Source organism: Gelidibacter maritimus, assembly GCF_014062315.1.
Classification (GTDB): Bacteria; Bacteroidota; Bacteroidia; order Flavobacteriales; family Flavobacteriaceae; genus Gelidibacter; species Gelidibacter maritimus.
The window spans coordinates 48,802-63,704 of the sequence record NZ_JACGLT010000022.1; the positions used below are offsets into that span (position 1 = coordinate 48,802).

The window sequence follows — 14,903 nt, forward strand, 5'->3', positions numbered from 1 at the left end:
TCCTATTTGGTTTATGTTTTGCTTCTTTTGCTTTTTGTTGTGTAAATCAATACTTTTTAGCGATTTGAAATTGTATATTCGAACAAAAGCATATCATTACCAATCTTATAATCTTTCATTAATAATGAAGTTGATTTTCAATTTGCTCAAATTTTTGTTTTTTTTATTGATAGGAACGGTCGCATTATCACAAGAAAAAGGAGACTACCAATTTCAGACCTTTTCTCCCGAAGGCGGTTTTAATTATGACGGGGTCAAAAAAATTCAACAAGATTCAAATGGCTTTATATGGATATTAATGGACAATGACCTGTTTCGTTTTGATGGTTATGAGCATAAGTCTTATCAAAGTCATTTTAATCAAAATGACGTGCAGTTGGAAAAAACCTTTAGAGATATTGTTGCGGACCATAATGGGCAATTATATGTCTCGGTGACCGATGGGTTGTATACTTATGACATATTGAAAAACACCTTTGCCAGAATACATGAAGATGATTTTCTTTACTTATGGTCAACTGCCGACAATCCTTTGCTGGCCACCAGATCAAACCAACTGGGTAGATATGATAGGGAAACCGACCAGTTTACTGAACTTTCATATCAGGGAAAACCACTCACTAGGGTTCAGTCTATTGTCCCCGAAGAAAATGGATTCTTTTTCTTGTCCTGGGGTAGAAATATTTTTAGATACAATAATGATACAGAGGAGGTGACGTTGTTTTATGCGTTTGAAAATGATAATTCTATAAAAGGCTTTTGCAAGATCAACAATACAATTTGGTGTCTTTCTACAGATAATATATTTAATGCCCTTGATATTCCGTCAGGAGAATTTATGGATAGTTTCGAATTTATATCGGATTCAGAAAATGTTTACTCTAAAATGATTCTTGCCGATAAGAATGAAAATATTTGGGTTGCTAGTCAAAATGGATTGTATGTGTACAATACAAAAACCAACTCATATCAACATTATGTGCATCATAAAATGGATCCTTTTAGCTTACCGAACAACTCTATTTGGACTATAGAGGAAGATGCACAACGCAATCTCTGGATAGGAACATACTCTGGTGGACTAAGCTATGTCAATCTTGATAAAAAAAATCATTTTGAATCATATTCCACCATTAATAGTCCCTTAAACCAAAACCTTGTCAGTGGCTTTGCCGAGGATAAAGAAAATTTTTGGATCGCTACCGAAGGTGGTGGTATTAACCAAGTTGATAAAGAAACAAACGTCTATACATTTCATGAGGCTAAAGTTAATTCCAATAGCATATCCTCAAACAATGTCAAATCGCTAATTATAGATCGTAATGAAAACCTATGGTTTGCTACATTCAGAGGAGGGTTGGGTTTCTACAATACTAAAACCAAAAAGTTTAAAAATTACAGGCACAATTTTAATGACCCCAATTCTATTTTAAATGATGATCTAAGAAAATTAAGCTTAAATTCTGATTCTGGCTTTTGGATAAGCTATCAGACCAAAAGTTTGGATTTGTCATACTATAGCATTGAAGAAGATCTTTTTACGCATTACAATATTAATACAGAGGATCCTAATTATTATATTTTCGATATATCTCAAGGTAGTGATGGCTTATTATGGGTTCTTACCCACAATAAGCTGTATGCTTTAAATAAAGAAACTGGAGAAACTAAAAAAATAAGACTACCTGACTCTTCGTTGCTCTATGGTCAAACGCTTGCTATGGATGGTAATGAGAACTTATGGATTGGGACGGTTGGAAAAGGTCTTTATAGATATAATACAAAAACTGGGGTTTTTAAAAACTTTGACGAAATTTTAAAATTTGGCATCTCCACCATTTTCAGTATTATTCTCGACGCTAAAAATGATTTATGGTTAGGAACAGACAATGGGCTGTTTTATTACAATACATCAACAAATGAAATTTTCAGATTTGATAAAGATGATGGTGTTCAAGGACAGGTCTTTTATCCTTTAGCCACATATCGGGATAGATCAGGGAAATTATATTTTGGCGGAACCGAAGGTTTTACAATTATAAAACCTACCGAAATTGTCCAAGACACTACCAAGGCGAAGGTCAATATTTCCAGTTTTTTTGTAGATAATATTCCTACAAACCCACCGGTCGATGATGGAGATAAATTAGGGAATACCATACGTTTCCCAGAAACGATCGAACTGAACCATAAGCAATCAAACTTTGGATTTACGTTCACATCCAACAGTTATTTGACGCCAAAAAACAACCGTTTCAAATATCGGTTAAAAGGATATGATAACCGTTGGATTGAGGTAGATGCTTCTAACCGCAATGTTTTCTATTCGAAGGTGCCTCCGGGAACATATACTTTTGAAGTCGTCGCTGCCAATAGCGATGGCGTATGGGGATGGCCTTTAGATATTACAATAAAACGTATCCCTGCACCTTGGTTTAGTTGGTGGGCCTATACTATTTATTTCTTGATTGCATCATCGGTAATTTTTGTGCTCGTTCGGTATTATTACAATCAAAAGAAACTAAAAATGCAACTTTTTCTTGATAAACTAAATCAAGAAAAAAAAGAAGAAATCCATCAATCCCAGTTAACCTTCTTTACGAGTATCTCTCATGATTTTCGAACGCCACTCTCATTGATTAGCGCCGCTGTTGATAAGTTAAGGGAAGAAGGTTTAAAAGAATATTATTATCGGATTTTAAGTGGAAACACAAAGCGTTTATTGGGGCTTGTTACTGAATTGATGGATTTTAGGAAGATCGAAAGTGATAAAATGCCGCTTCAGGTAACGAAATCGGATATCAATAATTTAGTGAACATTTTTGCCTTTGATTTTAAAGATTATGCACTCCAACATAACATAAATTTTAAGATTGATCTCGACCCCAAAATGCCGAAAGATTTATATATCGATAAACACATCTTGGAAAAGGTAATTTTGAACCTCTTAAATAATGCATTTAAGTTTACTAAGGATGATGGAGTTATTTCCTTAAGCACGTATAGCAAAAGAAGTGAATTCTATTCGGACTATACCAATACCGTAACCATAGGGGAGTCCAATTTGGAAGAGAATTGTTTTTGCATTGTTATAACGGATACAGGTATTGGTATTACTAGAGAAGCGCTCCCATTGATTTTTGACTCTTATTATAAGGCAAAAACAGAAGATTTCACTTCTGTTTTTGGAACGGGTATCGGATTGTTCATAATAAAAAATCTGGTTTTATTGCATAAAGGAGAAATGACTGTGTTTAGTGAACAAGGCAAAGGCTCAGATATTATTGTCTGCTTTCCAATGGATGCCAACATCTATGCTCCTGAAGACTTTCTAAGAGCAGAAGCATTGGAAGAAAACGTCTCTCTCGCGGTTTTGACTGATGCATCCAAATCCGAAGAGCTTGATTCTGAGGAATTTGTTATTGAAAGTTTTATCAAAGACAAAAAACGCATTCTATTGGCTGAGGACAATGATGATCTACGACAAATGATTGCTGATTATTTATCTACGGATTTTGAAATTATTGAAGCCGAAAATGGGCTGATAGCTTCAAACATTCTTAAAAGGACCCATGTAGATCTTATTGTTAGCGACATTATGATGCCCATAAAGGATGGGATCACATTTTGTAAAGAAGTAAAGGAGAACATGGAACATTCACATATTCCATTTATTCTATTGACCGCAAAAGCCGGATTGGATAGTAAGTTGGAAGGTGCCGATTCTGGCGCCGATATCTACTTGGAAAAACCAATTGATTTCAATTTATTGCGTTTATCCCTTCGAAATGTGTTTAGCCAACAGCAGCAAATGCGCGAATATTATGCAAAGAACTTCTTTGCTGAAACGCATGAACTTACGACCAATAAAAGAGAAAGTGATTTTATGAGGAAGTTCATTGCTATTTTAGATGAAAATTTGGATAAGCCACAAATGGATGTTAATAAAATTGCTTCTGAACTCTCTATGAGTAGGAGTAAGCTCTACAATAAAATAAAGAGTATCACCGGGAATTCAATTATTGAATTCATAAAGAGTTATCGCTTGCGCAAGGCCGCCAATCTAATTATCGATACGAACTTATCGATGCGGGAAATAATGATTATGATAGGAATCGAGAGTCAATCTTATTTTTCACGATCGTTTAAAAAGGAATTTGGCGAAACACCAACCAGTTTTGGAGCGAAGCACAAACAATGAATTTAAAATTATGATCGGTTTATTTCCATAAAATTATGATTATAGTGTTTCATTATTTGATCAATTTCTTTGAACCTTATATGTCTTATAGAAATACTCCACCTTTTAGCCTAAATGATGCCCACTTCAAGTATAATAAATGGGTTTTCTTTGTTAAAATGAGTATTTGAAGACGAAGGTTAAATTAATTCTGAATAAATTAAAAAGTAAAAAATTGAATAAGGAATATGATGCCATTGTAATAGGCACGGGAATTTCAGGTGGTTGGGCAGCTAAAGAACTTTGTGAGCATGGCCTTAAAACTTTGGTGCTTGAGCGCGGCAGATTGGTGAGCCACGGAGATTACCCCACCGCCACTAAAGACATCTGGGAATTTGATTATCGTGGCAAGCCGAGCGCCGAATCCAATTCCAAGCAAAAAACTCAAAGTCGGACTGGTTTTGTTACCCAGGAAACAACAGCCCATTGGTTTGTTAACGATATCGAACACCCATATAACGAAACCAAACGTTTTGATTGGATAAGAGGCTATCACATTGGTGGCCGCTCGCTCACCTGGGGAAGACAGGCCCTGAGAATGAGTGACCTCGATTTTGAGGCCAATAAATTGGAAGGGATTGCCGTGGATTGGCCCATTCGTTATAAGGACATAGAACCTTGGTATACAAAAGTGGAGAAATTCATCGGTGTCTGCGGTGAGAATTTAGGATTGCCTCATTTGCCGGACGGTCATTTTTCGCCCGCCATGCCCTTAAATGAGGTGGAAAAGGATTTTCGGTATCAAATTTCCAAACATTATAAAGATAGATATTTAACTATGGGACGATTTGCCAATCTTACTGGTAATACACATCATATAGGGAGGTCAAATTGCGTATACAGAAATAGGTGTATGCGCGGCTGTCCGTTAGGTGCCTATTTTAGCAGCAACTCGTCCACTTTGCCCGCTGCGGAACGTACGGGCAATATGACTATAAGACCTTATTCGATAGTCTCAGAGATTCTATATGACGATATTGGCAAAAGGGCAACCGGAGTCAATGTAATTGATGCGGAAACTGGCGAAACTCTGGAGTTTTCTGCTAAAGTCATTTTTTGTTGTGCGTCTACGGTGGGGACAACCAGCATTTTATTACAATCAAAATCTGATAGATTTCCTAACGGATTGGGTAATGATAGTGGAGAATTGGGACATAATTTGATGGACCACCATTTTCGAGTTGGAGCGTCTGGCTCCACTGCAAAGTTTAAAAATGTACCCTATTCCAATAATCGTCCGGCAAGTTTTCACATCCCACGATTTAGAAATTTAAATGGGAGTGAACCACAATCCAATTTTTTAAGAGGCTATTCCTTTCAGGGCAGTGCCAGCAGAACCGATTGGCGAAGAGCCATCAAAGAACTGAGCTATGGCAAGGACTTTAAGGATGATCTTTTAAAACCTGGGCCATGGCGTATTGGACTCACTGGTTTTGGTGAATGCTTGCCATATCATGATAACAAAATGACCTTAGATTATGACAAGAAAGACCAATGGGGCTTGCCAACCGTTACTTTTAATGCTGAATTTAAAGAGAATGAATTGGAAATGCGAAAAGACATGAAGGAGGAAGCCATTAGAATGTTAAGGCTCGCTGGATTTGAAGACGTCAAAGGATTTGATACCGCGGCATATTTGGGACATGCCATTCATGAGATGGGAACGGCCAGAATGGGACATGACCCTAAAACTTCTGTGTTGAACAAATTCAATCAAATACATGCTGTCCCAAACGTATATATCACTGATGGTGCCTGTATGACCTCTTCAGGAAACCAGAATCCCTCATTGACTTATATGGCTCTCACGGCAAGGGCAGTTAATCATGCGGTGAAACAGTTTAAAGAAAACTTATGGTAATTATGGATAGAAGAACAGCTGTCAAAAACATTGTACTCTCATTGGGTTTGGTCGTTTCAGGTTCAACCATTTTAAGTCTTTTTAATGCGTGTACCACTGACAAGACTGTGGTGTTGCCAGAGTTTTTTAAGAAGTCTGATATGCTTGGTATAGAGGGACTGGTCGATATAATACTGCCTAAAACGTCGAGCATAGGTGCGAACGATTTGAATATTTCCCTATTCATTGATAAAATGTGCTGCCATGTTCTGTCGAAAAAACAACAGGACGAAATTCGAATGGGGATTGAGAAGTTTTCAAAACAATTTGAAAAAATCACAAATAAGCTCCCATCAAATGGAAATAGGGAAGATTATCAGCAGATGATCGCTACGTATTTTGATGTTTCAGAAAAAAGAGAAAAAGCTGTTTTTCAAATGTTGGAAAATGGTAGTGATGAGCTCGCAGAAAATGTCAAACCAGATTATTATTTATATACGTTCCTAACGGCTGTTCGCGAGTTGGGAATGCTCGGTTATTTTACCTCCCAAGTTGTTATGGAAGGTGACATAGAGGTTTAAAAACAGAACGCTGTGGTGTGTAAAATTTCCTTGAGTACAAAATAACTTTCCAATACGCCTATATTATCAATTTTTGAGAGTTTAGACCGAATAAATTCGTGATAGGCATCTAAGCTTTCAAGGTTGATTTTTAAAAAGAAATCTACTTTTCCAGCCATATGATAACACTCCTGAACTTCTTCCAGTTCTTTTATCTGTTGATCAAATTTGTCAATAAAACCTTCATTATGATAACGGAGAGACACCATGCAAATCGCGGTGATTGGTTTGCCAATCAGCTTTTTATCCAGAAGGGCGACATTTTTTTTGATGTAGCCTTTTTTTTCCAATCTACGAATACGTTCATAAACAGGAGATGATGATAAGTGCAGCGTGGCGGCAATTTCTTTTGTTGTTTTTTTGGAATCATGTTGGAGAATTCTCAAAATTTTTAAATCTGTTTCATCAAGTTTTTCCATAAAAGAAAATTTGGTCGTTTTTCAATACCCTATAGATCAGAAAAAGTGTTTTTACCTTTTAATAAATATTTTAAAGATAAAACCACTTATTATTCAACCAACATAAGATATTTAAATTGAATTTGTGCAATTTTATATAGATTTGATCTGTTATTAATTCTATCTGATTATGCATACCGAAAAAATCTTGATTATAGGGGCAAATGGCCAATTGGGAACAGTGCTTACACAACGTTTACAAGAAAAGTGGGGGTTAACAAACGTAATAGCCTCAGATATATATCCAAGTGATAACTTTATTGGGAAATTCGAAATTCTTGATGCCACAAATTTTGATGGTGTACAAAAGATTGTAAAATATTACAAGATTACACAAATCTATCATTTGGCGGCAGTTTTATCTGCTAACGGTGAAAAGGACCCATTAAAAACATGGGATATAAACATGAAAACGCTTTTTAATGTGTTGGAGGCGTCTAGATTAAACACTGTTGAAAAAGTGTTTTTCCCGAGTTCTATTGCTGTATTTGGTGACAATGTTCAAAAGGAGTTAACGCCACAAGATAGCATTCTGACACCTGCTACCGTTTATGGGATGAGTAAAGTTGCTGGTGAAAACTGGATACGTTATTATCATGAAAAGTATGGTTTGGATGTTCGGTCAATTCGATATCCAGGGGTCATTGGGTATCAATCTTTACCTGGAGGAGGGACTACTGATTATGCGGTAGACATCTATCATAAAGTATTGAACAATGAACCATTTGAATGTTTTCTCAAAAACACTACGACTTTACCAATGATATACATGGAGGACGCTATTAGGGCCACAATCGAACTAATGGATGCACCGAACGCAAATATTACCGTAAGAACGTCATACAATCTTGCAGGTATGAGTTTCAATCCAGAACAAATTGCAGAAACAATTCAAAGGTTATATCCAGATTTTGAAATCACATATAAGCCGGACTTTAGACAGTTAATTGCTGATTCATGGCCACAGAGCATTGATGATTCTTGCGCATATAAGGATTGGAATTGGACTCCAAATTATAATTTAGATTCAATGACCGCAGACATGTTTAATAATTTAAAGCGAAAGGAAGATTGACCTCCTGGGAAAGTGATTGAATGTTAAGTATTGCGATAACCGTTCATTGTGTATTTTACTCTCATATTCCTAAATCCATTGGTATTGTAGGTTTAATGCAATGTAGTCATTATACGATTTGCTTAGATATCTACCAAAAGAACATAGTAGGTGGGATAGAAACTTTTCGAATAAAAAAAGGGATATACTTTTCCGTAAAAAGCTTATCTACAGGTGTTTTGGTGAAGGTGGATATTTCAAGGATTTACGTCATCGTGTATACTTAGTTTGGGTTTTTTACAATTTGCTTTAAGTGTGCTACGATAAGGTATATACTAATAGCAAGCCACAGTTGTGTTTTGACCACATTCTCAGGATGCCGCCATATTTTTATTAGATTTGTTTGATTTCCGAAAATTTTCACTGATACCTTATAAAAGATTTCTAAATTTGTAATCAACTTATAATTCTACATTACTGTTCCCTTATCAAAAACCTACTTTCAACATTTCTTGTACTTTATTGTGTTTTACAGTGTAATGTCTTAAGTGCAGACACTATTGGTACGCATAAGAAATTATTATCTGCTATTATCGTGGAATCAGATCAAAGTGCCATTGACCATATCATTCAGGCGCAAATTTTGATCGATTTGGGAGAATATGATAAGAGTATTATTTATTTAAATACAATAGCAAATCGATACAACGGTAATAACAAGGAAATTGAAGCTCGTTTGATAGGTGGTTTGGCACGTAACTACTTTAAGTTGGGTTTGAATTCAAAGGCTATTGAGCTTTGGAAAAAGGCCATTGAAATTATAGTAAACTCAAATAATAGCCCATATCTGAAGTCTGTTTTTCGCAATAACATGGCTGTAGCCCTTATAGACTTAGGCGACTCAGAAAATGCTCAAAAAATATTACTTAAGTCCTTGGAGGATTTTCCACTTACAGAAACATATCAGAAACTTTCTGATTTAGTCTTGGACAATGGAGCAAATTTTGAACTTTCAAAATCTTATTTGAATATGGGTTTAGCGCTTGTTGGTGATGCGCTCGGAAAATCGAAACCTTACATTAACGATACTTATTTAGCAGATCTTCAGCGAGCACATATTATGGAAGGTTTTGCATATCATTATTTGGTTAAAGGTGATTACGATAAATCATTGAACAAATATGGAGAGGCGCTATCCATTGCCGAAAGAATCAATAGAGTGAACCTACAAATTGAATTGTATAGGAAAATTGGATATCTCCACCAAAAAACAGGTAACCTCGAAGAATCAACTGAATATTTATCAAACTATATAATACTTAATGACAGCTTAAGACTTGCTAAGAATAAATCGTTGAGCATTCCATTACGGAATTTTATTCTTGAAAAAGTGGAAGATAAAAACGGGGGTATAAGCCTGTATAACAATTATAAAGTACTAGTCATATCCATTATAGCACTTCTCGGTTTTCTATCGATTAATAGTCATATAAAAGATAATAGAAATAGTGAATCCATAAATAATATAAAAAATGGAGGCAATAAATCTATCAAGGTAAAACTACCCCCAAAAACAGAGAGTCTCTTAAGCGAAAAAATAAAGGAGTTCGAGATGTCAAATGATTTTTTAGATGAAAATATGTCTTTGTCAAGGCTTGTTGATCGTTTAGAGACCAATGTGAAATACTTAAGACAATATCTTAAAACACATAAAAACTCCGACTACAATTCATATATCAATGAACTACGTATTAACTACATTGTAGAGAAATTGCAGGCAGAACCCAAATATTTAAATTATAAAATAGGATATTTGGCACAAGAATGTGGGTTCTCTTCACATAGTAAATTTTCTGCCAGTTTTAAAAAGACAACTGGAATATCGCCTTCTAATTTTATCTCTAATTTGAAAAACAATCACGCTTAAATTGGCTTTGATAGGAATATAAAGTCGACTCAAGTTTTTGACTGAGGTAGGCTTTTCAAGATAAAGTAATCTTATAACTTTATTTAAAACCTGGAAGTGTTTGGTGTTTTATTTTTGTGAGTTTTTTGTTTCTTTTTGTTAAATAAGCGTAAATATCTGACCGCGTGTGTTTTGGGTATTGTCTGTATTGCGGAAAACAGCTCTAATTTCAATTTTTTGTTTCGTATTTGTAATATATTTTTGCAGTAACTAAAGGCTATCATCAATCAAGGTTTTTACATTGTGATATTGTGCTTCAGAAGACATCGGAGATGAAATTCGATAAAAAATTTCATTTCAAGAAGTTTAATTTAGAAGCATGTAAATATCCGTATGTACAAACATGCAAAGCAAGTAGATAGTAATTCATATAGCAGTAGAATCAAGTTTCTCACGAGTCATATATGCTTGAAATATACTGTAATATAAGGAGCAACCTAAAAAGCCTTAAGCTAGTGTTGGATTTCGAATCATATAAAAAGTTTTAACACGTGTCGAAATCACTAATTATGTGCATCTTAAAAATAATAAACGTTCAGATTTAATTAATATCAATTAGAAGGGAAATTGAATAGTAAGTTAATTTGTATATAAAACGTCTTTAAAAACCGAAGCTTATGCTTCGGTTTTTGTCAATCATCGTCACAACTCTTAGCGTTTTCTGGCAAATGAAACTATAGTTGACCTAAATCATATGTAGTTATTTATCACTTAATTGTTTTTGTTTTGTCAGTTGAAGTTTAATCACTTGTGGATTGTGAAAGGTTTTTTGGATTAAAAGATCTATTCAAAACATATACATCCAAAATATTCTACTATAAATATTTTATTTATAGCATTATATGAAACTAAAAATATTATCGTGATGATACCCTATAATCCTATTTCTACCTATAATGACCTATATTTTAGAAAAGATTGATCGTGTTTTTAGTCCTTTAATATTCAAAGAGAAGAATCCTCTTAATCGTGCCCGCATTAAAATGCTGTCCTATTTATTGATCTCATATCCTTTATTTACTGGTGTTTTAATTTTGGCGTATTTCTTTGTTGGAGAAATGCTCCCGTTGATCGGGGTAATGTCCGTTTTTGCAGGAACTCTACTGTTGTTGGGAATAACCTATTATACACATGCTTGGAAACTTTTATCACATGCCATACTTGTTGTTTTTGGGCTGGTAATTTGGAGTGATATCGTATTTTATGTTAAAGGCATTCATCTTGAGACGTTACAGTATATTTGGCTTGGTTGCATGTTGAGCTTTTATATGCATGGTACAAAGTGGGGATGGTTTTATTCTATGGTTTATGTTTTACCAGCGGTTTTTTTTACTGCCTTCAACGGTGAAGGGTTATTTAATATTGGAATGAAATCTATCGTAAGGGGTCAGGCTACTTACTTGGTGGTCATACTGTATGATTTTTTACTAATTATTTTCTTACAATATAGTTTTTTCAAAGAATTTAACAGAAACTTCTCAAGCTTAACACATACCAAAGATGAACTTAAAGAACTCAATAAAAAACTTAAATTAAGTTTGCGTGAAGATGAACAACTATCTATCGCAAGAATGGAATTCTTATCTACAATGACACACGAAATACGTACACCATTGAATGGTGTGATCGGAATATCGAATATGTTATTACTCCAAAATCCACGTAAGGATCAGGAAGAGAATCTCGCTCTTCTGAAATTTTCGACTGAGAATTTGTTGTCTCTAATTAATAATGTTCTTGACATCAATAAGTTCGATTGGGATAAAGTAGTGTTGGAAGAAATTCCTTTTAACCTTTCTACTTTAATCAAAAACAATCTACATAGTTTTAAGGAAAAGGCACAAGAGAAATCGCTAAAACTATCGTTTGAGATAGATGAAAAATTGAAAAATGTTAACGTTATTAGTGATCCCACTAGATTAACCCAAATTATATCGAACTTGGTAAATAATGCTATTAACTTTACAGAAAATGGAAATGTAAGTCTATGTGTCCAAGTGAATGAAGTCTTCAAAAACCAAATAAAAGTTCAATTCATTGTTCAGGACACTGGAATAGGTATAGAAATAAATAGACAGGAAAGTGTTTTTGAACCTTACATTCAGGCGAACTCAAGTACCACGCGACAATACGGAGGTGGCTATTTCGGAGTGACCGTGCCACCCTTTTCGGTCAAATTGTGCCACTTTGAAAGATCATACAATAATACATTTTTTTAGTTAAATAGATTTAAGTTTTCCTTTTCTTAATGATTCTCCTTCGAGTTTTATTCTGTGCGAAGAATTTACTATTCTATCCAAAATTGCATCGGCAATAGTTCCTTCCCCAATCAGTTCGTACCACGCCGATACCGGTATTTGCGATGCGATAATAGTAGATGCCCCATTGTGCCGGTCGTCAATAATATCCATCATTATTTCGCGACTTTGTTGGTCAAGCGCCTGCAGGCCAAAATCATCAAGAATAAGCAGATCGGTCCTTGTCACCCTTTTTAATTCTTTCAAATAGGAGCCATCCATTTTACTTAATATTAATTCATTAAGCAGCTTCGATGTATTGGCATAGAGCACTTTATATTCCATTAAACAGGCTTCATATCCGAGTGCCTGGGCCAGATAACTTTTGCCGGTCCCTGAAGCTCCGGTGACTATCAAGTTCTCTTTACGCCTGATAAAGTCAAGTGTTCCAAGTCGGACAAAACTATTCTTATCCAAGTTGCGCTGGGGATCGTAAGTGATTTCAACCAGACTTGCTTTTTGCTTAAAACAAGCCTGACTGACAAGGCGAACAATCTTCTTGTTAAGTCGGTCCTCCCACTGATGATCAACCAATAAGGCCAAGTATTCATCAGTTGTCATTGATTCAATGCGATTGTCCCCAAGGTGTTGTTTATGCAGGGATGCCATTGCCGACAGACGCATTTGTTGTAGTTTTTCTAGTGTTTGATTGTTGTTCATTATAATTTATTTTATGGTTTAAATAATTACTGATAGGCTGATGCCCCTCTTATATTATCGTGTTTAGGGATATGGGATTGCTGATCTTCGAGGTCTTTGAAAAACAAGGAATTTTGATCAACATTGTTCTTTAAGATGTTTTTGATACGGGCATAAGAGACCATGTTGGCTGCCAGCGCTCTTTGACAGGCCCTATCAAGCCTCTGTGATCCATAATCCTTATGAAGCTGCAACAGGCCCATAACTCGTTTATAGCCTATTTCAGGATAGTCCAGACCATTTAATATTTTATCTACGCAGGCTACCACGTAGTTTCCGTGAACGGAGGCTTTGTTTTTAAAATATTCCGGACTCCAGTCCATGTAGTTTTGATGTGAGCTCGACAGGTGATCTTTATTGGTGTTGTAGCTTCCTTTGGATAAGTTTCTTTGGTGGAGAGCAATACGTTGATGATTGTAATAAACTTCCACAATGTTTTTAGTGTAATGGATCAGGGTTTGTTTTCCGATGTACCGGTAAGGAACGCTGTAATAGCTTTTATCGGGAGAAAAATAAACATATCCCATCTTTTGAACTTTTGCTCTTCGATAGTCTTTTATTTCATAAGATTCTGCCGGTAATGGTTTTAGGTATTCCCGTTCGATAGTCTGAAAAAGTTCTGCACGGCTGGTTTCTTTTCGTTGAAACAAAAGCCTATTATACTGTTCCAGTAAACGATGGATCTCTTTGTTAAGTTCGGCCAGTGAGAAGAAGGTCATTTCCCGAAGCGGATAATAAATGCGCTGATAGACCAGGTGCACGGCGTTCTCAACCAAGGCCTTATCTTGTGGCGCATAGGTTCTGGTAGGGTTAATTACACAGTTGTAATGCCGGGCAAAGTCTTTAAAACTTCGGTTGATGTTGGCCTCATACTTACTGGCACGGGTCACGGCGGATTTTAAATTGTCCGAGACAATGGCTTTGGGCACACCGCCGTAAAAATTTAAAGCATTGGCGCAACAAGCGATAAAATCTTCTCGCTTCTGACTCCTGCAGGCTTCGATATAAGTATAGTGGCTGTTTGGCAAAATGGCTACAAAAACCTCCACCGGTATAATTTCTCCGGTTTCTTTATCGATGACCTCAAGTTTGCGTCCGGCAAAGTCCACAAACAATTCTTTACCTGGATCGTGCTCTAATTTTAAAGAACCCTTGACATCGGCATACTTACGTCGGTAATGTTCCAAAAACTGGGTATAGCTGTACGGATGTTCTGCACTATCCCTATATTCTTCATAATGATATTGAAAAGTAAAACCGGGATGATTGCGAGCTTTATTTACCCGTTCAAAATATCTCATCAGTTCATCCTGACGATTGATATTCAAGGTTGTTTTGAAGGTAAAGAGTTCTTCGAGCTTACTGTTGTCAAAGTCCAGCAAGGCATCAATACTATAGCTGCTTCCTTTAAGGCGTTTAATATAGGAGTTAACCGTATTGCGGGATATACTTAGGGTATCAGCGATTTTTCGATTGCTCAGTCCGTCTTTATAGAGGGTCAAAATTTGTTTTAAGTCCATAGGATCAAGTGTGTTTGCCATAACTTATCTTTTATTAAAAAAGGACAAGCTACTTGATCTTTCAAAAAATGGCACAAATCAAACCGTAAATCCGGCTAAACCCATTTCAGACTGGCACAAATCGAACCGTAAAAAATGGCACAGTTTGAACCGTTATCACTGGCACAGACCCACCGAAATCACTGGCACAAATCGAACCGGAATATCCA

At 35.8% G+C, this 14,903-nt stretch carries 9 protein-coding genes; 6 read left to right on the forward strand and 3 right to left on the reverse strand.

What is annotated here, in order from left to right; genetic code table 11:
- Positions 1–124 precede the first annotated feature (124 nt).
- From H3Z82_RS18130 to H3Z82_RS18140, 3 genes are all read left to right on the forward strand, one after another.
- The gene (locus H3Z82_RS18130) at positions 125–4,201 is read left to right on the forward strand and encodes a hybrid sensor histidine kinase/response regulator transcription factor (RefSeq protein ID WP_182206915.1); all 4,077 of its coding nucleotides are present in this window, start codon (positions 125–127) and stop codon (positions 4,199–4,201) included.
- Between the two features lie 166 nt (positions 4,202–4,367).
- Positions 4,368–6,101, forward strand: coding sequence for a GMC oxidoreductase (locus tag H3Z82_RS18135; RefSeq protein ID WP_235982493.1), 1,734 nt, complete (start codon positions 4,368–4,370; stop codon positions 6,099–6,101).
- Between the two features lie 2 nt (positions 6,102–6,103).
- On the forward strand, positions 6,104–6,661 hold the full coding sequence (locus H3Z82_RS18140) for a gluconate 2-dehydrogenase subunit 3 family protein (protein ID WP_182206916.1): 558 nt from the start codon (positions 6,104–6,106) through the stop codon (positions 6,659–6,661).
- Here the strand turns inward: H3Z82_RS18140 and H3Z82_RS18145 are convergent.
- Entirely contained in the window at positions 6,658–7,119 is a 462-nt protein-coding gene (locus H3Z82_RS18145; protein WP_182206917.1) for an Lrp/AsnC family transcriptional regulator, read from the reverse strand. The two genes, H3Z82_RS18140 and H3Z82_RS18145, sit on opposite strands and share 4 nt — an antisense overlap.
- A 169-nt stretch (positions 7,120–7,288) precedes the next feature.
- Between H3Z82_RS18145 and H3Z82_RS18150 the strand changes: the two genes are divergently transcribed.
- The 3 genes from H3Z82_RS18150 (at position 7,289) to H3Z82_RS18160 (ending at position 12,397) form a co-directional block, all read left to right on the forward strand.
- A complete protein-coding gene (locus H3Z82_RS18150; RefSeq protein WP_182206918.1) occupies positions 7,289–8,233 on the forward strand; it encodes an NAD-dependent epimerase/dehydratase family protein in 945 nt (314 codons plus the stop codon).
- Between the two features lie 631 nt (positions 8,234–8,864).
- Entirely contained in the window at positions 8,865–10,139 is a 1,275-nt protein-coding gene (locus H3Z82_RS18155) for a helix-turn-helix domain-containing protein (protein ID WP_182206919.1), read from the forward strand.
- Positions 10,140–11,074: 935 nt separating this feature from the next.
- Positions 11,075–12,397 (forward strand): ATP-binding protein, encoded by a 1,323-nt coding sequence (locus tag H3Z82_RS18160; RefSeq protein WP_182206920.1) that lies wholly within the window; start codon positions 11,075–11,077, stop codon positions 12,395–12,397.
- Here H3Z82_RS18160 and istB read toward each other — a convergent pair whose 3' ends face one another.
- Together istB and istA are read right to left on the reverse strand one after the other, a co-directional pair.
- A complete protein-coding gene (gene istB / locus H3Z82_RS18165) occupies positions 12,398–13,135 on the reverse strand; it encodes an IS21-like element helper ATPase IstB (protein ID WP_182206551.1) in 738 nt (245 codons plus the stop codon). It lies immediately after the preceding gene.
- Positions 13,136–13,161: 26 nt separating this feature from the next.
- Complete coding sequence (istA, locus tag H3Z82_RS18170) at positions 13,162–14,715, reverse strand: IS21 family transposase (protein ID WP_182206552.1); 1,554 nt, start codon at positions 14,713–14,715, stop codon at positions 13,162–13,164.
- Positions 14,716–14,903: the final 188 nt, after the last annotated feature.